Source organism: Shewanella sp. AC34-MNA-CIBAN-0136 (genome assembly GCF_040309945.1).
GTDB lineage: Bacteria > Pseudomonadota > Gammaproteobacteria > Enterobacterales > Shewanellaceae > Shewanella.
In genome coordinates this window covers 1-22617 of sequence record NZ_JBEOPJ010000017.1, presented here as the reverse complement: position 1 = coordinate 22617, position 22617 = coordinate 1, and the positions used below count along the sequence as shown (strand labels likewise).

Annotated in this window: 18 protein-coding genes and 3 pseudogenes; 4 read left to right on the top strand and 17 right to left on the bottom strand. The window is 45.5% G+C overall.

The genetic code is table 11. The features are described from left to right. Window positions 1–17: 17 nt before the first annotated feature. Window positions 18–554 (bottom strand): peroxiredoxin-like family protein, encoded by a 537-nt coding sequence (locus AAEY94_RS16000; protein WP_162022977.1) that lies wholly within the window; start codon window positions 552–554, stop codon window positions 18–20. Window positions 555–770: 216 nt separating this feature from the next. Here AAEY94_RS16000 and AAEY94_RS15995 point away from each other — a divergent pair, with 216 nt between their 5' ends. Continuing rightward, window positions 771–1379 carry a TetR/AcrR family transcriptional regulator gene (locus tag AAEY94_RS15995; RefSeq protein WP_192114794.1) on the top strand — a complete coding sequence of 203 codons (609 nt, stop codon included), beginning with the start codon at window positions 771–773 and terminating at the stop codon, window positions 1377–1379. Window positions 1380–1889: 510 nt separating this feature from the next. Here AAEY94_RS15995 and AAEY94_RS15990 read toward each other — a convergent pair. Continuing rightward, entirely contained in the window at window positions 1890–2675 is a 786-nt protein-coding gene (locus AAEY94_RS15990; protein WP_182744389.1) for a PRC-barrel domain-containing protein, read from the bottom strand. A gap of 173 nt (window positions 2676–2848) precedes the next feature. On the opposite strand from AAEY94_RS15990, the gene AAEY94_RS15985 reads away from it, so the two are divergent. Both AAEY94_RS15985 and AAEY94_RS15980 read left to right on the top strand, forming a co-directional pair. Beyond that, the gene (locus AAEY94_RS15985) at window positions 2849–3034 is read left to right on the top strand and encodes a hypothetical protein (protein ID WP_162022975.1); all 186 of its coding nucleotides are present in this window, start codon (window positions 2849–2851) and stop codon (window positions 3032–3034) included. 595 nt (window positions 3035–3629) lie between these two features. Beyond that, window positions 3630–4328 (top strand): Crp/Fnr family transcriptional regulator, encoded by a 699-nt coding sequence (locus tag AAEY94_RS15980; RefSeq protein ID WP_101088470.1) that lies wholly within the window; start codon window positions 3630–3632, stop codon window positions 4326–4328. A 439-nt stretch (window positions 4329–4767) separates the two neighbouring features. Here AAEY94_RS15980 and AAEY94_RS15975 read toward each other — a convergent pair whose 3' ends face one another. Together AAEY94_RS15975 and AAEY94_RS15970 are read right to left on the bottom strand one after the other, a co-directional pair. Then, window positions 4768–6150 (bottom strand): NAD-dependent succinate-semialdehyde dehydrogenase, encoded by a 1383-nt coding sequence (locus tag AAEY94_RS15975; RefSeq protein ID WP_350979237.1) that lies wholly within the window; start codon window positions 6148–6150, stop codon window positions 4768–4770. Between the two features lie 81 nt (window positions 6151–6231). Then, window positions 6232–7320 (bottom strand): alkene reductase, encoded by a 1089-nt coding sequence (locus AAEY94_RS15970; RefSeq protein ID WP_350979236.1) that lies wholly within the window; start codon window positions 7318–7320, stop codon window positions 6232–6234. A 352-nt stretch (window positions 7321–7672) separates the two neighbouring features. Between AAEY94_RS15970 and AAEY94_RS15965 the strand changes: the two genes are divergently transcribed. Continuing rightward, a complete protein-coding gene (locus AAEY94_RS15965; protein ID WP_162022972.1) occupies window positions 7673–8239 on the top strand; it encodes a peroxiredoxin family protein in 567 nt (188 codons plus the stop codon). Between the two features lie 517 nt (window positions 8240–8756). Here AAEY94_RS15965 and AAEY94_RS15955 read toward each other — a convergent pair. The 13 genes and pseudogenes from AAEY94_RS15955 to AAEY94_RS15895 form a co-directional block, all read right to left on the bottom strand. Beyond that, window positions 8757–10109 carry a DUF2254 domain-containing protein gene (locus AAEY94_RS15955; RefSeq protein ID WP_350979235.1) on the bottom strand — a complete coding sequence of 451 codons (1353 nt, stop codon included), beginning with the start codon at window positions 10107–10109 and terminating at the stop codon, window positions 8757–8759. 50 nt (window positions 10110–10159) lie between these two features. Then, the gene (locus AAEY94_RS15950) at window positions 10160–10414 is read right to left on the bottom strand and encodes a GlsB/YeaQ/YmgE family stress response membrane protein (protein WP_123777473.1); all 255 of its coding nucleotides are present in this window, start codon (window positions 10412–10414) and stop codon (window positions 10160–10162) included. A 55-nt stretch (window positions 10415–10469) separates the two neighbouring features. Further along, entirely contained in the window at window positions 10470–10757 is a 288-nt protein-coding gene (locus tag AAEY94_RS15945) for a sll1863 family stress response protein (protein ID WP_192114790.1), read from the bottom strand. 109 nt (window positions 10758–10866) lie between these two features. Continuing rightward, window positions 10867–12510, bottom strand: a complete 1644-nt coding sequence (locus tag AAEY94_RS15940; protein ID WP_350979234.1) for an FAD-dependent oxidoreductase — start codon at window positions 12508–12510, stop codon at window positions 10867–10869. Between the two features lie 104 nt (window positions 12511–12614). Next, window positions 12615–13964 (bottom strand): APC family permease, encoded by a 1350-nt coding sequence (locus tag AAEY94_RS15935; RefSeq protein WP_350979233.1) that lies wholly within the window; start codon window positions 13962–13964, stop codon window positions 12615–12617. A 45-nt stretch (window positions 13965–14009) separates the two neighbouring features. Beyond that, complete coding sequence (locus AAEY94_RS15930; RefSeq protein ID WP_242445210.1) at window positions 14010–14150, bottom strand: PRC-barrel domain-containing protein; 141 nt, start codon at window positions 14148–14150, stop codon at window positions 14010–14012. A 389-nt stretch (window positions 14151–14539) separates the two neighbouring features. Then, window positions 14540–14974 (bottom strand): OsmC family peroxiredoxin, encoded by a 435-nt coding sequence (locus tag AAEY94_RS15925; protein ID WP_123777477.1) that lies wholly within the window; start codon window positions 14972–14974, stop codon window positions 14540–14542. Window positions 14975–15328: 354 nt separating this feature from the next. Continuing rightward, on the bottom strand, window positions 15329–15988 hold the full coding sequence (locus AAEY94_RS15920; protein WP_101088479.1) for a DsbA family oxidoreductase: 660 nt from the start codon (window positions 15986–15988) through the stop codon (window positions 15329–15331). A gap of 1044 nt (window positions 15989–17032) precedes the next feature. Beyond that, entirely contained in the window at window positions 17033–19591 is a 2559-nt protein-coding gene (locus AAEY94_RS15915; RefSeq protein WP_350979232.1) for an excinuclease ABC subunit UvrA, read from the bottom strand. Window positions 19592–20051: 460 nt separating this feature from the next. Then, a pseudogene (locus AAEY94_RS15910) lies at window positions 20052–20277 on the bottom strand (transposase); the annotation flags it as partial. A gap of 378 nt (window positions 20278–20655) precedes the next feature. Then, the gene (locus AAEY94_RS15905) at window positions 20656–21078 is read right to left on the bottom strand and encodes a hypothetical protein (protein WP_350979231.1); all 423 of its coding nucleotides are present in this window, start codon (window positions 21076–21078) and stop codon (window positions 20656–20658) included. 359 nt (window positions 21079–21437) lie between these two features. Then, window positions 21438–21662 (bottom strand): annotated as a pseudogene (locus AAEY94_RS15900) (transposase); the annotation flags it as partial. A 478-nt stretch (window positions 21663–22140) separates the two neighbouring features. Further along, a pseudogene (locus tag AAEY94_RS15895) lies at window positions 22141–22617 on the bottom strand (transposase); the annotation flags it as partial.

The following is a 22617-nucleotide window of genomic DNA, read 5'->3' as shown; positions in this document are numbered from 1 at the left end:
TAGAGGGCCATGATTTTTTATTTGTAGGTTCCTCTTATTGGGTAATTGTTTTGTGGATTACGGATAAAACCTAAACCCATAATCATTGACTTCAGCTCTGGGCGAGAGAAAGGAACATTCGATATATCAATAATTTGTGCCTGTTTTTTATCATTAATAATAAACAATCCGGGTTCGGCAAAAGGTCGGTCAGTTTCTTCCGGCGAGCGAGGATTTGAAATATACACCCCGATTTTTTGCATTTGTTCAATACTTAAGCCGTACGCCACATCAAATAAAGGCTTAACCAGCTCCATTTGAGCCATCGCTTTTTCTATGGGATCGGCGGATACAGCTACAACATCAACACCTAACTTCTTGAATTCAGGCAACAGCTCGTTCAACGTCGATAGATATTGAGTACAAATGGGACAGTGCTTACCCCGATAAACAACCACCATACGCCAATCGCAGCCCTCTGCCGGAACAGCCGTAAGATTAATTTCACCACCACCAAGCAGCGCTAGAGTGATGTCTGGAAAGGTTTGTCCTGCTACTAATTTAGATGAGTTCATGTTTATTCCAATGTTTTGTAGTGAATATTATAAAAACAAAATAAGGCCAAGGTGTCAATATTTCATAGTGATCGTTACAAAATTATATTGCCAATATAGACAACTTCCTAGAGCATAATCATTACCTTACCGAGGTTAATGGGTTTTAATTAATTGAATTATGTATCAATTGATACTAAAATAAATCATTAAATCCACAGCGTTGAGGTATCCGATATGATTCAAAATAAGGCTGGTAGGCCACGCGCTTTTGATCGTAGCGAAGCACTTTTGTCCGCCATGCATGTTTTCTGGAAACAAGGATATGATGCCGCCTCCATTAAAGATTTAACCCAAGCAATGGGTATTAACAGCCCTAGCCTTTACTCGGTTTTTGGTGACAAACGTAAACTCTATTTAGAAGCTATAAACTGCTACGCCACAATTGATGCATGCGCACCATTAGTAGCCTTTGAAACAGAACCCGATATTAACCAAGCTGTCCGCTCGTTCATGATTGCAGTGATTGATTACAGTACTGCAAATGGTAGCGGCGCAAAAGGCTGCTTTCTCAGTTCCAGCGTTGCTACAAGTGCTGGCGAGGTCGAGGGAGCACAAGAACTATTACAAAGAGCAGTATTAGATACCGATGCGCGATTATCGCGACGCTTTGAGCTAGAAAAAGCAAGAGGTGTTTTACCTGCCAATTTTCCATCATTAGCACGTGCAAAGCTTATGTTTGATATTCGACAGGGCTATGTATTTCGTGCCCGCGCGGGATTCGAATCAGAAAGTATGAAACAAGATGTCGAGTATAGAGTGCACATGATATTAGCAAGCTCTTGACTGTATCAAAACAAAATTGCCAGCCAATTTGAAGCAACAACCTAATCCAAAGCGCCTGCATGAATGTTTATCTTTCATTCATTAAAGTAAATCCAGCCACCATTTAAGCTTCATCGAAACGCTTAATTTAGTCGACACCTTTGAAGAGTATTTAAAGGTCTGTGTGTCTCAGGCCCGCGAGGTTCTTGTGTAATGGTCTAATGAATCTGATGGGAGTCTTTCATCAACACAAAAAAGCTTCATCATGTCTGATAAAGCTTTATCGTTAAATGTTGAAAACAGATAGCTTGTTTTTATAAAGGGTACCCCTTGGGTTCAAAGTCATCGTCTTAAATATTAAATTAGTCTAATATTTTCAATTGATTGCAGCAATTTCAAGAAGAAAAAACTGCAATGACTAACTGATATTGACTATATTTTCATATTGAAATAGATAACTTACTCCAAGAACACTTTTTAAACAAACAACCTAAACACGACAGCCAAACACCTCATAGAGAGGTAATAATGTTATCTATCATTATGGCCATAATGAGTATGCAGATTTTGCTCATGTTCAAGATCGAAAGGCACTGATGGATCGTACGTGGGAGCATCTTTCACTTGCTGCTGCGTCATATCAACATAAATTTTAGAGGTAGGCCAACTCACCTCTTTAATCGATTTGGGCGCAATCAAAACCAGATGACCCAACCACCAATTACTGGTGTTAATAATCAAATAACGAATAGCCCAAGTGTCGATATCTATTAACATACCTTGCAAATGACCCAATTCACCGTCTATGGCATCAAGGTGATAACCCGCCACGGCATGACTGCTGCGTAGATGATGATCATTATCCCGTGATAGTGCTGCCTCAACATCTGCGGACATCTCTGGGTTATCTAAGTTATCTGGCTTTGGCGCGACACTATAATAACCAGTTGCCATCATGTTTGGACTGGGCTCACTTCCCCAAATACCAGTGTTACCCCAGTATTGTGAGTAACCATAATATTCCATATGATCGACCTCATGCTGCCTAGAGACTGGTTTCTCGCTATCGATGTCAGGGCTGTTTTTTACCTGCTCTCTTGAGATTGTGACAGCAAGCGTCTTTTGTTCCTGATTAAATTCTTTGATTGATATGGGTGAAAGCAATATTTTTTTGCTTGATAACCAAGAACCCGTTTCGACTACCAAATATCTAATCACCCAATGCTTGTCATCAAAATAAAAATCTTTGGTTAATCCAATATCGCCATCAGAGGCGTGAATAGATAAATTTTGTAAATCATTCAATGTATGTAACATGATGTATTTGCTCCAGATTAAAGATGGCAAACAATAAATCATTGCTTTCCTAATAGAGTGGATGTCTATCAGCTTGCACCAAATTTTCTATTCAATCTGTTCGGTGTCGCACCGATGGAGCATGAATAATAGTTTAATCTGGAGTTATCTATAAACTTTTAAGGTGAACGAGCATGACTGACATAGAAAAATTAGAGTTAGCGGCCCATCGCAGCGATATCATCGAAGATGTCAACAATTTGATTGAGAAATATCGCGCTATTTTTGGATGGGATGTACCCGATATTGATGAAAAAGTGGCAAACAGATTAATTTTGGATGAAGTTCGTCAGGCGCTTGATGATATTCAAAATGATTAAATTGTAAATATCAGTCAAAGCGCTTCAACATGTGAGTTTAGGTCGACGAAAAATCAGATGTTAAATGCATCTTGCATCAGACTGCACATAAACTTAAAGCACATAAACTTAACTAACTCCGGCGGCAAAAGCCGAATGTATAGCCACTAGAAAAATGGCTTTTGCAATCACTTTGCTGCTCAGCCCTTTTATGCCATTCATCTTCACAAAACAGCAGCCTTAGCAGCTGACTTGCTGCCTAAACGTAATCGCTGTAGGCCGTTGTTTAGTCTCTTTCCTATGAGCGAAACGCAGCTTTGCAAAGGTCTTTTTTACTATCTCCCCCCCAACTAAATATCCTGTCGATGAGTATAAACACAACTCATAAATACAACTCAACATGCAATGCCTTTTGAACGAAAAATAATGGTTCCACTCGCCTGCTGTGATCGCAAATCACGCTAAACAAGGCATTTTAACCCTCTCGATTCAACAAACTCTGTTATATTGATAACAAGATTACTTAAGTATTATGTAATATTGAATAAAATCAATATCATAAGAAAGGTCATAGCAAGTAGTGAATGTCTCACTTTAATATATTGAAAGGTTATCAATGATTGACCCAAATGAGAACGCATTACTTAAAGCATTACCTGAAGCGACAAAACAGCGCTTATTTCCACAGTTAAAGATAATAAAACTGCCCTTAGGTAAAGTTATTTATGAAGCTGGTCAAAACCTTGAAAATGTCTATTTTCCCATTGATAGTATTGTCTCTTTACTGAATGTTCTCGAAGATGGCGCATCGGCAGAAATATCTGTTGTCGGCAATGAAGGTTTAGTGGGCATTGCCGTGTTTATGGGGGGAGAAAGCACCATAAATCGCGCCATAGTTCAAAGCGCAGGCCGAGCCTATAAATTGTCCGCATCGATATTGTTCGATGAATTTAACGACAATCAAAACCTTCGCGAACTGTTGTTACGTTACACTCAAGCACTGATGGCACAAATGGCGCAGACGGCAATATGTAACAGGCACCATTCTATCGACCAGCAACTTTGTCGTTGGCTGCTGCTATCACTTGATAGACTGGCTAGCAACAATCTCACAATGACCCAAGAGTTGATCGCCAACATGTTAGGCGTCAGACGAGAAGGCGTAACTGAAGCCGCCGGTAAACTGCAAAAACTTGGGGTAATCAACTATAAGCGCGGTCAAATTACCGTGACCAACAGACAAAAACTCGAAACGCTGTGCTGCGAATGTTATGCCGTAGTAAAAACAGAAACCGATAGACTAGAAACCTATTAACTAATCATCTATTAACTAATCATCTATGCCAAGCTACCCCTCATTGGTGGCTTGACATGGTATATTTGGCTATCTTGTCGTTTATAACAAATCATTCCAAACATTAAAAACAATGACGTCATGCCCTTTCTATATCCTCCCAAGCAAGATTAATCGGCTTCACAGCTAGACGCTTAAAGTGCTATGAATTAATTTCATTCAAACTCAGCGCTGTGAAACTATAGCATTGTTAAACCATAGCATTGTGAAACCATAGCATCGTCAAACCATAGCATTGTCAAACCACAGCCACCTAACCCATCGATTTAGTTAAACTCTCGATAACTATGCCGCTATCTTAGGTGACTATACTCGTTCGCCATGTTATGCCGTTGCCATATAGGGTATTGCTTGTGAAATATTAATATTTTCAGTTTGCTAGCCCCTAGCTGTGCAACCGTTACACCGGTGCTGACATCGAGATGGTGCGAACCAGCTTCTTATTAACGAACTGCTGAATGCCCATTTCGCCGAGTTCGCGGCCATAACCGGAATCTTTAACCCCGCCGAACGGAAGCGCGGCATCGGTCCAATCAATATTGTTGATGAACATCATACCGGTATCAATCTGACTGGCGACGCGTTTGCCACGAGCGGCATCTTCGGTAAACACAGATCCACCAAGTCCGAAGTCAGAATCGTTGGCAAGCGCTATGGCCGCGGCTTCGTCCTTGACCCGAAAAATCAACGCAACTGGGCCGAAGAACTCAGTGCGATAAGCAGGGTTGCCTGGCGCAATGTTGGTCAGTATCGTGGTCTGCATGAAAGAGCCCGGGCAGTCGATACGCTTGCCGCCCATTAACACCTTAGCACCATGGGCTACAGCATCATCGACCTGCTTCAAAATATTAACCAGAGCGGCTTCTTGCGACATCGGTCCCTTGGTCGTTGTTTCGTCCATCGGATCGCCAGGTTGCTGAAGTTCAAGCGCGGTTTGAAACTTTTCGATGAATTTGTCAGCAATCGAATCGAGCACAATAAAGCGTTTAGCAGCACAGCAGGTTTGTCCCTGATTGTACATACGCCCCCAAACAGCCCAGGGAATAGTGTTGTCGAGATCAGCGTCATCAAGCACGATAAAGGCATCACTGCCACCGAGATCCATCGACGAGGGTTTGAGGTTTTGCCCTGCTCGGGCGGCAACGCTTCTGCCAGCGGCAAAACCACCTGTCAGTGCCACGCCCTTGACGCGCGGGTCGTCGATAATCTGGTTAGACTGTTGGTGCGAAACCAGCAGATTTGTGTACAACCCCTCAGGTGCGCCCGCATCAATCAACAACTGCTCAAAGGCAATAGCACATTGGGGTACATTGCTGGCATGTTTCACCACCAAAACATTGCCCGCCATCAGTTGCGGGCCTGCGACACGAGCAAGTTGATAAAAGGGAAAGTTCCACGGCTCGACGCAGAAAATCACGCCTATCGGGCTGCTTTCCATATGGGCTTCGCCATGTTCTGGGTCAAGTTGCTCTGGAGCTAAAAACGCTTCTGCGTGGTCTGCATAATAGCTGAGGATTTTACCACTGAAATTGACTTCGCCACGGGCTTCATCAATTCGCTTGCCCATCTCCAGTGTTGCCAGCTTGGCATAGTCATCAGTATGCGCATGCAGAAGTTCCGCAGCCTTGGCCATAATAGCGGCGCGTTGCTTATAGCTGGTGTTTTTCCATGTCTGGTAACAGGCATGCGCAGTGGCAAGCTTGATCTCAAGCTGTGCATCACTGATTTCATCAAAGGTCTTCAATATTGTTCCGTTATTGGGATTAATGCTTTTGTAAGTCATAGTGAAATCCTGTTTCAATTTGGTCTTATGGACGCCGCAAGCTTCTACTGAATTGTGCTACCTCGGCGATAACTTTTGGCGTTAACGCTCTGGAGAAGTCGCGAGAGTTGGATAGTCGGTATAACCCTTGGCGCCAGGTACGTAAAAAGTCGCTTCGTCTGGCGTGTTGAGCGTTGCATCTTGGCGCATCCGAGCGACGAGATCAGGGTTAGCCAAAAACGGACGGCCAAAGGCTACCAGGTCGCCATGTTTATCGCGTAACGCCTGTTCAGCGCTTTGATGATCAAACCCTCCAGACAGAATGAACAGACCATCGAAACCAGCGCGCAGCTTAAGCTTAAAGTCGGCGGGTACCGTTGGTGCCCCCATGGAGGAATGATCAACCAAGTGGATGTAGAGAAGCCCCTGTGAGGAAAGTGCCTTAGTCAATGCCAGGTACTGCGTCTCTATGTCGGGGAATGCGCCGGTGCCATTGAACACACCGTAAGGAGAGAGCCGGATACCAACCCGATCGCTGCCGATGGCTGCCACTGTCGCACGCACAATCTCCAGCGCGAGTCGGTTGCGGCCTTCAATGCTGCCGCCGTAACCGTCAGTGCGTAGGTTGATCAGCGGATTCAAAAACTGCTCGATTAAGTAGCCGTTGGCGCCGTGTATTTCGACACCGTCGAAACCTGCCTCCAGCGCGAGCTTCGCTGACGTCACATACTCTTTTACCACATGAGCGATGTCGGCCTCGGTCATTTTACGGGGCGTACTGTGGGGCTGCATGCCTAGGGTGTCGGTATACATCTCGCCGGGACATGCCGCGGCATCTGGCCCGAGTATTTCGGCACCTGTTGGCAAGTTGTCGACATGCGCGACTCGACCGCAGTGCATCAACTGTAAGAAGATTTTACCGCCTTTGGCGTGTACCGCTGATGTGCTTGCCTTCCATGCATTCATCTGCGTGCTATCGAAAAGACCGGGGATGCGTGGGTAGCCCAGTCCGTTGGGGCTGGGCGAAGTGCCCTCGGTAATAATCAGTCCAGCCGTCGCACGTTGGCCGTAGTACGTTGCCATCAGCGCGTTAGGCGTGTGCTCAGGCGTAGCCCGACTGCGTGTTAACGGCGCCATTACCATGCGATTGGATAGCTGCAGCGAGCGGTTAGAAAATGTTTCGAAAAGCATAAGCTAGATATCCTGTTATGTATGATGAGGATGAATCCTGCCGAACCCGAGGAAAAGATCATTGCGGCAAGTCCTGAGAAATACAGCTTGCGCGCTGGCTTTTAGCTGGTCTGTTCGTTAGAACACATATCCACAAATGACGCCTGCAGATCTAATAGGGTCATTGGCTGGCAGAAAGTTCGCTAGCGAACAGATGAAATGTCGTCAATCGCATATTGTATGTGTGATGCTTACTCGTCAGACATGAGAGCCAAGATGATTTATGAAGGAGTTTCACTGAATGCTGCGACTTCTGTATTTGGATCTGGCTGGCCTGCTTGTTCGCACCCCTACTACTGAGCGGAGGAATACTATGCTAACCAGACCAATGATACCGACAACACTTTGGGGCTCAACATCCCGACGCGTTACTGAACTGACCCTACTTGCGATACTAACCCTATGTGGGCCGTCTGCTATCGCAGGCGATGGACCATGGCCGTCATTTACAGCGACGGCGCTTAGCGGCGAAAAAGTTGACAGTAACAAACTGATAGGTCAACCGACACTGCTCATACTTACGCCGTCTCGCAATGCCGCAATATCCACTCGGGAGTGGGTTAACACATTGCGCTCAGAGATAGATCATAGTAAATATCGGGTTCGCGACGTACTGGCTGTCAATTTACCCTTCTTTATGTCGGAAGAAGATGTCATTGGCCGAGCCAAAGAACAAGTGCCGCAGCGCTATCACGATCAAACCTGGATTCTCAACTCACAGATCATGGAAAGCGCGTTGGGTGTGCCCTCCGATAGCGAAGAGGCGGTCATTGTTGTTTTGGATAAGAACGGTAATCTGATATCGCAGGTTCATGGTAAAGTCACGGCGGCGCGGATGAGTGAAATCACCAATGCCTTGCAGAGCCTGACTAGTGACTAACCGCCTCCGTCGCCGTCCATTATCACTGTAATATCGCTTTGCCAATATCATATTGGTCGGGCTTCTATGTATCGTTATCGAGTTTTGAAAGAATGTTTTGCGATTGCGGATAGCAAAATTATACGAGTTATAGTGAACGATGAGATTGTAAATAGAGTGCGTTGAATGTACACCCAGGAAAAGCTAGCGAATTGGTCAACAAAAAAATGAATCTTGTATGCTAGGGTCTGTTGATCTTTGCTGGTTAAATTTTGTTCGAGATAAAAGCGTTTTAAACGAGGCGAGTGGATTGCTGCCTAGCAATCTAAGCACTACTCGCTTAATGAAGATTTTCTCAACAAAGAGTAAAACGTTTTTAGCCGAACCCTTCGGGCAGCGTTTGTTGCTCATTTTTACTGCGTTATCGACTTTTTATGTAGAATAAAAAGTCTCTGCCTTGTACAAATGAGCAACAATTCGCTGCAAAACCAACCTTGAAAGATCAACAGCCCCTAGTATCCGTCTAATTTACATAAAACTAATCTTTCCCAACTAATGCGCTCAATGCAAACTGACCGTCCAACGATTCACGCACCTTGGACAGTCGCATTTCGAGCCGCGCGCGATCATAACTGGATTCAAAGCAGCGAGCGGTCAACTCTGCAATCAACTGCAACTGTTGGTCAAGTGCTCTCAAGCGGCTCGGACAGATCGTTAAACTTCCGATGGTCTCGAAGGCACCGAGCATGCGTACCAGTATCGCAAGATTCTTTTCAGCGCTACTTCGAATCTGGTCGAAAGCATCGGCCAATAGACTATCAAAGCTCGGAACCATCGCCACCATTCGCAGAGTGTCTCCCTCATAATGGTACAATGGCGGAAATTGCCGACTGGCCAATCGAGCCATAATCGAGGTGAGATAATCCACGCACATCACTGCCGTTGAAGTGTCGTTAACCCCGGGGGACAGCGCTTTTATGGCCATATCCACAATCTGTCGAATACCGAAAGTAGGATCCTGATCCACTGTGCGATGGCTACCAATACTGTAAGCTGTATTCAAAGCATCAATGAGTTTCTGCTCTGGCGGGTAAGTAAGAGCTAGCGACACCAGAGACGTATCTTGGACAATGAACGAGCCGATGCCTTGTTCCATACGCACTATGGTTCTGTTGTCACTCGCCAAGCAAATTAATGTATTGTTGTTCACGCCTAAAACGTAACCACTGCGAGCTGCCGGCACGGGATACCAGACCCGCTCATCCAGAGACTTTAGTATCGGGTGTCGCATTTCATCTTCATCAAGTTCCTCATCCGGTTTTATCGGCAGCAACTTATCTATGGCAGCATTGGTTTCCTGAGCGACCGAAGCAATGATGCTTGATGCCTGGATAGACAAGGCAATATGATGAATAAAATAGATAAGGACCCCCACACCACCAAGCGACATCACAAAGGCAAAAAACACCGCAAGACTGGGCACAAATTCATCACCACCACCACTGCCACGAATGGTGCGTAAGACTATAAGACAATAAGCGAAAATGCTCGCAAAAACCCCCAGTGTTGCTTGCGTGACACTGTTACGCATGAAGTTCCTCAAAATGCGAGAGGTGTACTGGCCCGACGCAAGCACTAGGGCCAGCAGTGTCATGGAGAAGGTGATCCCCATTACAGTCATCATCGAACCAGCCAAGGTGGACAACATCTGGCGAGCGCCTTCTGCACCGACCCCAAACAGTCGTGGCCACTGAATTAGCCATTGGTTTAAACCGGCAGACTCTACTTCGATCAACACAACCGCTAAGGTCATACTGACAGCGACCATCAGTGAAGGCATGAACCAAAAGCTCGATTGCAGATTCCCCCAAAACTGTCTTAACTTAATCATGTGGCCACTCCTAATTTGAATTTTCAACATGTATCGTCGTGCTTAAGGAACTAGGCTTTCTTCTTAACCAAACTAATTATGAATAACAAAATAACAGCGCCTATAGTAGCCATAATGATAGAGCCTAATAAACCGCCTGTTGATATGCCGAGTAAGCTAAATATAAAACCACCTACTACAGCACCAACAACTCCTACAATAATATTGCCTATGACACCAAATCCTCCGCCCTTTATTATGTTGCCTGCAAGCCACCCTGCCAAAGCACCTATTCCCAAAAATATGAGTAAACTAATAATGTCCATGTTGCACTCCTGTGCTAATTTATAGTGCGCCTATTTGGCGCAATGACCATGCTGTTTATTTGAATCTGGAGGTAGCCGACTTCAGCGAATTGCCAAGCGAGTTCCACGCACCATCCATACCTGCCTTGAGCTCCTCCCATGCACCGTCACTCGATTCCTTAAGTTCGGTAAGTTTGCTGTTGGCCGATTTTTGCATCGTTCGCAGTTCCTCGATTTGTTTGTAGTACTCAATTTGTGCATCGGCCTGCGCGTTATCAGCTTTGGCCTTGAGCTTATCGATCTCTGCACTCCACTGGTCTAATTGTGCCTGTAGTTTTTTTTGGTAAGCTTCTTTCTTGTTCATGGTTAAACTCCTTTGTCGTTGTGAGACCTATTAGGGCCGATATTGATGTTATGGCACTTTTAATGTCGCTCATCCCTTCTGGATAGCGCTAAGATCAATCAAGATATGATCAGATCAAAAACCACAAAATAAGCAATAAAACGATACATAAAACCACAGAATCTAGAAGCTGCGGTGCTTTAATTAGATACAAGATGTCATCGATTTTCGATAACAATTTAATCCATCTGGGTCGATATTGATCCAATACGTTAACTCGTTTATCTATCGCTTTGGCCGCTCTTCTGCCACTTTCAACAGCACCTTCAATACTCCAGACTTGAGCCTGAGTCTTAGTGTGGGCTCCGGCCAAGAATAGATTAAACACTGGCGTTTTTTGAGATGGCATAAATGTTTGAGTGTTGGTGGTGTTTACCCACTTTGGCTGTAGCGGCGTTATTCCATCACGGGAAAAGTGCCATTCATGCCACACTTCAACTTTTTCAATTGTAAAATCTTTCAACTCTTTGCCGTCATTCGCTTGTTTAATCAATTGATTTAGTGCACCGCAACTCAAGATTTGAGCCTTCACTTCTTCGATAAATTCTTCTTTGGTGCAGAGATTGACGGGCTTATGGAATATCCTCCCAGGGAAGCCGCCAATACAAGACGTGCCAGTCCAAAGAGATTTGATGTTTTGCCCCAAATCCACGTCCTTGTCCCAAACTTGTTCTTCGGCGAACACGGTCAAATTAAATTCTGAATCACTGATCACCGCTGCAGTCCGCTTTCGAGGAAGTTTGATTTCGTCTGAAAATGCTAACCGAAAAGAGACTTGAGTGTGTGGGCCGTCTTGAACAAGCGGTGTAAACAATTTTAATTCTTCTTGCCGCTCAAGCGCGGGAGTTTTACTTAAAATATCAACCATCAAGTAAGGATTGATGGCCACAACATAAATATCGCCTTTGATCTCCTCATCACCGACAAAAGCGGAGACTATTTTGCTGCCGTCGAACACTAATTTGGTGAGCGGTTTCTGCCAATAGAATTTCACGCCCTTGTGTTCAAGGTATTTAACCCAGGGATTGAACCAGTATTCACTACTGGGCCCTTTTAGGAGTAGCCAACCGTCTCCGGCACCTTGCTGCCATGCGGGTCCATCTTGATCAGATTTATGCTGGTGCGCGGGCTTTGTCGTAAATTGCTTTCTAAAAAAATCCCCTGCGGTGTGCAGTGACACGTTGGACCAATCAGAGCCAATCCAAGGACCGAAACAAGAACGCCACGCGTTATAACTTTGCACGCTAAGCATAGGTTTCCAAGCTTGAGCCGCATTCACCTTGGCATATACCACATGGCTTCGATGATTTGAGGTCCAAGTCTTTAACATTAAATAGCACGCTCTGGTAAACTCCCAATTGCTCATGCCAAACATCTTGTTAATACTTTTAAATCCCTCATCGTAAAATTGCGCCTGACCAGCATCAGGGAATATGCCAAAATCAATGGGCCGAGACAGGGCCAAATCATAAACGCTGCCCTCTTCATTGAATGGAATTTTTTTCATCAAATCAAAAACATTATGGTACCAAGGTCCCATGCCATGCCAAGAATACTCGGTCGGTATATTGTCGTGACTAAGGCGTGAACTTCTAAAGAATCCCCCCGGCTCATCAGCCGTTTCATAAACTGAAACAAGATACCCCAGTTCGGCCAGCTCATGTGCGGCGCTTAATCCGGCAATGCCAGCCCCAAATATAACGACAGATTTCATTATTTATCTCCATGATTAAAGTTCGTCCTAGGGAGTGAGCCCCTACACAGCTGCATTCAGGCTGTCTCGGGCAGTTAGCACTAGAAGGTAGTATTGGGTTATTTTCATCCGTGGTTGTGGTTTTTTGGCTCGATAGGGTTATGTCGTAAAAATAGGATCTCAACAAGCAGAATAACCAACATGACAACACCAGCGACACCTAACACCAATGGATCGCTGTTTATCTTGATCCAGACAAAACCGGCTAGAACGATCAAGTCAAGGATAATCGCGACCATAGGGAATGCGCGTTTAGCACCGACTTCGTCTCGCAGGTGACGTAAAACACCCCAGTGGATCGCCATGTCCATAATCAAATAAAAGATGATACCCATGGCCGCAATCCGCGTCAGGTCAAAAAATATGGTCAACAGCAAACCTAAAATGACGGTATAAACCAGGGTGTGCTTTTGGATGCTACCGGGCATGCCAAAATGGCTGTGGGGAACGAGTTTCATATCAGTCAGCATTGCCAACATCCGCGAAACCGCAAATATACTGGCAATAACACCGCCTGCTGTTGCTATCATGGCCAAAACAACCGTAAACCAGACCGCGTATTCGCCCAGTGCAGGCTTTGCGGCTGCAGCCAACGAGTAATTTCTTGTTTCGATGATTTGCACTAGTGATAAGTTACTTGCGACGCCAAAACCGACGAGCGTATAAATTACCACACAAAGACCGATGGAGATCATGATAGCTCGGCCCACATTTCTGTGAGGGTCAGTAAGCTCTGAACCACTATTGGTAATGGTGGTAAAACCCTTAAAGGCCAAAATACCCAGCGCGGTTGCACCAATAAAACCAGCTATTGTTGCACCAGAAGTTGAGGCGTCTGGACTGACTGTTGAGAAATCGACTTCAACCGTGCCAGCAACCATTACGCCAACGATACCGAACAAAACGATACCGCCAATCTTAATAAAGCCGAGCACCGACGCGACACCTTCGATCATCTTGTTGGCGGATAAATTGATCAGAAACGCCACCAGCAATAATCCAGCACCCAGTGTTGGCACTAACACGCTGCTATCATCGATACCAAACAGCTGTAATGTATAAGTCCCAAAGGTACGCGCCAGAAAACTCTGGGCAATCACCATAGAAAAATACATCAACAGGGAATGAAAGGCGGTTGTCACCGTGCTGCCATAGGCTTTTTTTAGGTACATGGCAATCCCACCGGCGGAAGGATAAGCATTGGACAATTTTACGTAAGAGTATGCGCTGAATAACACAACCACCGCAGCCGAAAGAAAAGCCAGCGGGAAAAGACTTCCGGTCATCTGGGCCATCTGCCCTGTCAAAGCAAATATGCCAGCACCAATCATAACGCCGGTGCCAAGCGCAACCGCACCAACTAATGTCAGACTATCTTTTTTATAATGTGACTTTTTATCTTCATGGTCATGCATACGCCCTCCGTGATTTGTCTTTTATATAAGCAACTTTTTATTCTGCTATCCTAAAGTGCCTGTTTCAACAACGAGAAAGCGAACACACCAAGTTTCATCATCGAAATAAACGTCTTTGATATGACCAATGTTGCCATCTGTAGCACTGATGACATAGTCCTCTATATTGTTAACGGTACGTAACATAGGTATCGTCTCCTTCGAATGTTAAATGTACCAACATGAGAGCGATACAGAACTATTAAAAGGTAAAAGCGGCAACGCTGTCTGTACGCTATCAAACGTTGGTGTCATTTTCATGCGATTGACGAACCGCTCTGTGTCTATGTATCCGAGTTAGTTGCCAAATCAGGACTATTGATGAATGTGTTAACGCACGGACACCAGACCGAACGTTATTCACCGTAGAAGAACCGTCGGCAATCTTGCCGACGGTTAGAAAAATGCTGGAACAGGATATGAATACAGTCATTAAACCTTCGTTTTAGCGTTCGGTCTGACTTTGGCGTTGCTGCCGTGTAGTTGCTGCTGTGTAGTTGCATGGCGCGGGCTGACAGCGTGTCTCAGGAGATGACCTATTTCAGTGTCGCTTGCAGGGTAATATCCTCAACACCGGCAAGAGCCTTCGATACCGGGCAGTCACACTTTGCCGCAGCCGCAATCTCCTGAAATTTCGCCTCGTCGATGCCCGCAACCTCTGCGCTCATCGTCAACGCGATACGGTCTATAACAAAACCTTCGCCTTGTTTAGCGAGACGAACGCTGGCCTTAGTGTCGATATTGGCGGTGGCAAACCCTGCCTTATCACAGGCGAATGAAAACGCCATCGTAAAACACGCGGCATGGGCTGCGGCTAGTATCTCTTCAGGGTTAGTGCCACTTCGGTCATCCTCGAAGCGACTACCGAAGCCGTAAGGATATTGCTTCAGTGCACCGGTCTCGGTACTTATTTTACCTTGGCCTTTCTTACCTTGACCTTGCCACTGGATAGTTGCTATTTTTTCAATCATGGTCTGTCTCCTAAATATCACATTTCTCAATAAGGGTTTCACTTTTTGACAGTAATGGTAATTATTCCCTTGTTATTAAAGCATTTATAGCTTATCTGATTACCATAAGCCGGTTGTCACAAACAGATGTAATCTGGTCAGTTTCGGCGCTAAGGATTGGGTAAACTGAGACGACTTATACTTTCAATGTATGTCAGTCTGGACTTGACCATAGGTATTCGTCTGTGCGATATCCAACAGATGTGACGGCTCGAAGCCGCTAATCTGATTACGTAGAATAACGCTGGGGCGTTGCAGAACCTCATGTTCCAATCGAAGACATGCTTCTCAACTTCACCTCTGTACACTTTCGTTTTAGCACCAACTTGCCTCATCTGTTGGATGCTTCAAAAGCTCTTCAATATTAGCAAGAATTACGCCGAAACCTATGTTGCCATACAATGTTTGACGCCCACCATCAAGGACATATGAAGGACTACCGTTAATGCCTTGACTCTTTGATTTTTGATAATCACCCATTAAAGATGCCATAGCAGAACCATCACCAATACTGGTATTGATGGTGTTTAGGTCTAGTCCATTGGCGTTAACTAAATCACAGAGGACTTCTAGGTTGCCAATATCCAAGCCATCAACAAAAAATGCGGTTCGAAATGTTAGCGCCATATCGATACTTTTCTTTTTATCATAAGTAATCTCTACCGCTTTAAGCATCAAATGCGCATTGGCTGAAGTGGTGGGTCTAACTTGCGTCCATACTTTTGGGTTTATATAGGCATATTCAAAGGCAGATGCTGACTGTTGTATGTGTTCGGCAAAGCCAATAAACCCGCCTTTTGATTGCCATTGAGTGTTTATTTTTGTCGGTACATCACCAAAAACGTCAACGTAGTAACATTTAAGTTCGATTTTGTGTCCCAATTTTTTATTAAGTTCATCAACACGTTTCTGAGCAATCCAAGCCCAGACACAAAGAATGTCAGTGTAATAATCTATGATTAAGGTTTTATCCATTTGGCATGTCACTCCTTCATCTGAGGATCTTTAATCGCACGGTACGATAACGTCAGAACTTCAAATCATGTCATCAGCCAATCTGACTGTCTGTGCGACTGCGTACATACACTTATTTACAGACATTTCTACGCCATTGTATGTACACAAGCGTGTAGATAAACGGCACAACTTTGTCATCTATTGAGCAATACTCAATAGATGACATAGTGCTGAAAAAGGAAGTGTTTTTGTCGCAACTGTCGATAAACTTGTTAGCAAGTTCAACCAAACAAATACGACTATGTTTGTCCTTATAGGCATCAATACTCGAAGTATCAACCGGCGTAAAACCAATGAGGCGGTAAACAGCGAACAAAGTGAGCGATGCCCTCGATGAGTGCGATGAGTGCGATGAGTGCGATGAGTGCGATGAGTGCGATGAGTGCGATGAGTGCGATGAGTGCGATGAGCAACGAAGTTAACGGGCGGAGAGCATAAAAAAGCCATTCAATGGCTTAATAAATCAGCGATTTCCCTAGCGGTAAAACGCCATTTTATTGGTGTTTTCATAGCGATATAGGCTGCCGTAATCATAATTAATAGGTTGTGCCATGTTATCGTGATGTTATTACACCCAACCGTTCATGTAGATGCATACAAGCTATGGTAAATTTACACTCACATTGCAATTGCTAGTATCTTTTTGTTTTAATTGGGTAAACCTATCACGACCTATGACAGAGAAAAACTAAAATTGAAACCAAGGCATCATCTATGCGAAAGCAAATCGCACTCAGATAGCACGTGAACAGACCAATTTAAACTGCGTTTCCTGCGGATCTACAGTCGGTGTCTATTTTTATGTACGGATCGCCTGGGGCCGGCAAAAAAAAGCTTCAAAAACGTTTATTGACATGTTTGATGATACGGGAACTATTAGGCTGGCCCCAAATCAGCTAAGAGTCTTTTTTCAAAAGTACACAGGTGAAAATTCATGCCTATTTCAGAAAGCTGTCAGCTTTATTATTGCGCGACCCCTAGTTTGCCACGACAGGCAGTCGCTCAGGTGGTAGAGATGCACTGGGCCAAGTAAGGCGCCGTTCGGCTCTCCGGGTGGGCGGCCACAGCATGGGGCGTGCCAGCGACCACTATAGCGCCTCCCTTGTCACCGCCTTCAGGGCCGATATCAATAACCCAGTCTGCGGCGGCAACCACGTCCATGTCGTGTTCGACCACGATCACGGTATTGCCGGCATCGACAAGCCGGTTGAGCTGGGCGAGCAGCAATAGCACGTCGGCAGGATGCAGCCCTGTTGTGGGCTCGTCGAGAATGTACAACGTATGGCCGCGGCGTGCCCGCTGTAGCTCGGTCGCGAGCTTGATGCGTTGCGCCTCTCCTCCGGAAAGCTCGGTGGCGGGTTGGCCGAGTCGTAGGTAGCCGAGCCCCACCTCACTAAGGGTTTTAAGGCTGCGCAATGCCGAGGGTACATCGGCGAGAAACACCATTGCCGCATCCACTGTAAGCCCAAGCACCTCGGCTATATTCTTGTTACAGTATGTCACCTCGAGGGTCTCAGGGTTGTACCGCGTGCCACCGCAGTCGGGACAGGGCGAGTAACTGCCAGGTAAAAAAAGCAGACCGACCGCCACAAATCCCTCGCCAAGGCAGGTCTCGCAGCGGCCACCCGGCACGTTGAACGAGAACCGGCTAGCGCCGAACTTTCGGCTCCGAGCCTCGGGGGTCGCGGCGAATGTGGTGCGCACGGCATCGAACAGGCCTGTATAGGTGGCGAGGTTGGACCGCGGTGTGCGACCGATTGGTTTCTGGTCAACGCGCACCAGTCGATCGATCAGATCCGCGCCGTTGATCGCTTCAACCGTGGTGATTTCGACGGGTTTAGGCTCGGGTTGTTCATCCTTATCCCCGGCCACCGAGGCTGTGGATGCGTTCCCGTCACTGGGATCCAGATCAGGATGAAGGTGCAGGCCAACAGTCTCGGCAAGCACCTGGCTCACTAGAGTGGACTTGCCTGAGCCCGATACACCCGTGACCGCGGTCAGTATGCCGAGCGGAAACTCAGCGTCGAGTCCGCGTAGGTTATGGCGGGTGATACCCGTCAGGCCAAGCCAACCGAGCGGTTGTCGCAGCTCGCGTGCAGCCGGGACTGGACGCTCGCTTGCAAAGAGAAATTTTCGCGTGATCGAGGCAGGTACATCTTTGAGTCCAGCCGTCGGTCCACTGTAGAGGACCACTCCGCCCTGCTCTCCCGCATGCGGGCCGACGTCGATGACCCAGTCGGCGCGGCGTACCACGTCCATATTGTGTTCCACGATAAAAACTGAGTTACCACTAGATTTGAGCTCGTCGAGTACGGCTAGGAGCGGCTCGGCATCGGCCGGGTGAAGCCCAGCGGAAGGCTCGTCGAGTACGTAGATTACGCCAAAAAGCCCAGAGCGCAGCTGGGTGGCTATGCGCAGCCGCTGCATTTCACCAGGAGAGAGCGTGGGTGTTGCGCGGCCTAGACTTAGGTATCCGAGGCCGAGATCGAGCAGCACGTCGAGGCGGCGAGTGAGATCCTTGGTGATAGTCGCACCCGGGGTATTGGCGGCCGCCGGACGGTCAAGCACGTGGCGGAGCTCGGTGAGCGACAAGCTGTTGAGCTCGGCTATGGTGCGGCCGTTAAAGGTAACGGCGAGTGCTTCGCTGCGCAGTCCGCTGCCCGCGCATATTAAGCATGGTCCAGATTCAACATATTTCAGTACACGGTTACGCACCGAAGCGCTTTTTGAATCGGCGAGCGTGTGCATCACATAACTCTGCGCGCTCCAGAACTTCCCCTTGTAAGGCCGGGGCCGTTCTCGCTCCGGCATGATGTCGACCACGGGTTGTTCCTCGGTGAACAAGATCCAATCGCGATCGGCGCGGGACAGCTGTTCCCAAGGTATGTCCACATCATGGCCGAGCGCAGTGAGGATGTCGCGCAAGTTCTTACCCTGCCACGCCCCAGGCCAAGCCGTAACGGCGCCTTCGCGAATGCTCAGTGAAGGGTCGAGCACCAGCGATGCCTCGGTGACTGTGTGCGCGGTTCCGAGTCCCTGGCATTTAGGGCAAGCGCCCATGGCGGTGTTGGGTGAAAAGGAGTCCGACTCGAGACGCAAAGCTCCATCAGGGTAAATACCTGTACGGGAATAAAGCATCCGCAGAGAATTCGAGAGAGTGGTGACTGTGCCTACACTTGAGCGTGAGTTGGGTGTACCTCGGCGCTGCTGGAGAGCGACGGCTGGCGGCAATCCAGTAATTTCGTCCACCTGAGGCGTATGGCCTTGCTGGATCAGACGCCGGGCGTACGGCGCGACGGATTCGAAGAAACGTCGCTGGGCCTCAGCGAAAATGGTGCCAAAAGCGAGCGAGGATTTGCCAGAGCCGGACACCCCTGTGAAAGCAACTATCGAGTCCCGGGGTAGATCCACGTCAACGTTCTGCAGGTTATTTTCTCGGGCGCCGCGCACGCGCACAAACCCCGCGGGTATGGAGTGCGAAACTGATGTTGGTGTTGGGGTGTGACTACTGAAAGTGTCAACTGGCAAATCAAGGCTGCCACTATTCTTTGCTTTATTCATGCTAAAAGACCCCTTAGGTTAATTCTTGTCTAGATGTGCAGGATATGATGGGACGTGCAGAATATGATTGCTTCTACTGGCATTAATGCGCAATTCTCAGCCTATGTTGGCATTTATTTCATGGCACAAAAATAACAATAATCAAGCCATAAATGGCCTAGCTTACTCAGTCAGGGTAAACAGAGTTCATGGTATGTTCTTAACCAAGAGCTTAAGATCACTATCTCCATCAAAATATTCCAATTAAAATATGCCACCCGTTTTTAAGGTAACACATAACGCCTTTCGTTTTTGAGTTGCCAACACTTGCTATGATTTTCTTAACGTACAGATTCAACCGAGTGATTTGAAAAATGTTTACTCAATAGCCACAAAATGACTCATTAGTTAAAACCAAGGCAACAGAAAAGCTTGATATCAATCAAGTAGAAAATAGTTTGTGGGATTCAGAAGTGATTGTTTACGCACACAACCCGCGCTGGCAATTTTACAGCGCCTTGTCGTCGTTTTCGGTCTAAATGCTCACAATATTCGGTTAAGGCAGGTAATACTCCAACTGCACCTTTAAATAATGCACCAAATTCAGTGGTGATTTTAAGCCAATTCTCTGCGGGGATGTTTCGTCTATTCAGTATGTCCAGGCTGCTTGAACTAATGGATCCACGCTTATCTTCTCGAATCAGTTGAAGTGGATGACCATGTTTTAATTATGTTTTAATTTCGAAGACTTAAGTCTTGAATTTTGTGGAGGGATAGCTTAGCTTTTAATAAAGAGGAACCCGTGGGTTCAAAGTCCTATCTTTCGCCCAAATAATACGTGGTCGATACCACACTACCGTTTTGCTGCTTAACCTGTTTATAGCGGTTACCATTCGCATCGTAACTGAATATACTTTTTACATTATTGCGGTCTACCGTTAACGGCTTGTTTTGGTCGTTATAGGTTAACGTTACACCATCACCCGTGAGACGGTTACCGTTATTGTCATAGGTGAAGGTTTTTGTACCACCACGAATAAACTGCGTAATGGCGTTAGGGCCTGCATTACCGCCAGTTGGTCGTCTTAATTATTTTCAGTTAATGGATTAACCCTTAATCTTGATAATTTACTTATATTACCGAAAACCCCACTCTTTGAAGGTTTTTTTTGGCTATAAATACCAATTACTTGAACAGCCTTTAGATTAAGACTTTCTTTAGCAAAGTCAAATGCTTCTTTATCTACAACAACCTTTATTCTATCAAAAGAATTCTTATTCCCTCGGCTAATATCAACTGGATATAAATAGACTGAGTATTTACCACCATCAAAGTCACCCCAAACTTCTAACCATCCTTGAATCTGTATTTTTTTGCCATCCAAAACAGCCTCATTCGCAGCCAAAGTGTAGAAATTGACATCTTCATAATCAATTTCCTTTGTTGCTAACGTGTTGTTTGAAAAAATAATAAAATATACACATATTGAAAAAGATAACAATTTCATTATTAGCATTTTGTTCCACATATATTGACCTCAGCACCCTTAGAATATTTTTATAAAACATATGATTTGAGTAAATAATTGTTTGCTTTAGACAAATACGCTGCTCTTGAATCACTCTGGTCTGCCCAGTCTGTATCAGTAAAACCAAGCCACCCATTATTTGAACAAGTAACATAGCTCGTTTTCATTTCTTTGGCGATAGCTCTGCTCGATGTACTCAACTAATCAATTTCAATCAACATGGTTAAAAAAATAGCGTTATATGATCGATTTATCAGTCATCTACGCAATTCAGCACAGCAGAAAATCTCGATATCAATCAAGGATAAGGAGAATTGTGGTTTTTGAGGAATTAATGCTTAAGCACACAGCCAACGCTGAAAATTTGCAGCGCCTTGTCGTCGTTTTCGATCTAAATGCTCGCAGTATTCAGTTAATGCGGGTAATGCTCCGACAGCGCCTTTAAATAATGCACCAAACTCTGTAGTGATTTTAAGCCAATTCTCTGCGGGGATGTTTAGCCTATTAAGTATCTCATGGTTGCTTGAGCTAATGGCTCCACGCTTATCTTCTCGAATCAGTTGAAGTGGATGACCATGTTTTAATTTCGAAGACTTAAGTCTTGAATCTTGTGGAGGGATAGGGATTTGAACCCAAGAAATCAGCCACAAAATAAAACTAAAATTCATTATAATCAATTACTAATCGAAAAATTACATCTCAGATAGTGAACATTCGTAGTCGATATATGACATTTAAATATTTATTGAGTATTTGTCAATATCAACACGTTACTGCCAAAAAACATAGCAAAAACATAGCAGCAAAAACATAGCCACCCATTCTTAAGAAAATAACATAACTCGTTTTGATTTCTTTTACGACAGTTCTTTTCTAGGTGCTCAATCCAATTATTGAAATCGATATGATTGAAAAATTAGCACGAAATTAGTCGTTGATTAGTCATCTAGTGAATTCCACCCAGCAGAAAATCTTGATATCAATCAAGTATGAGTTGAAAAGCTATTTGGAGGAAAGCTAACGTTTATGAACGGTTAACGGTTAAGCACACAACCAGCGTTGGCAATTTGAAGAGCCTTGTCGTCGTTTTCTATCTAAATGCTCACAGTGGTAATGCCCCTACTGCACCTTTAAATAGTGCGCCAAATTCAGTGGTGATTTTTAACCAGTTGTCTTCGGGAATGTTTAATCGATTAAGTATATCCTGACTGCTTGAGCTAATAGCACCGCGTTTATCCTGTCGAATAATCCTGCCGGTATCTTCAACCAGTACGATGTAGTCTTTTACACTGAACATTAACCCGTTAGGCATGTTTAAGCGCTCATTACCTACAAAAGGTAATAACTCTGATGGTTGCTCTCCTTTTACTGCTGAGTGAATACGGCGCTGAATACTGGTGTAATCTGAGGTTTCGGGGATTGCGGCCATATTGGCTCTGACAGGGTTTAAATCGACATAGGCCATACAGGCTAATACTGCAGCTTCATCAAGCAATGCCTGTGATTTGAATCTACCCT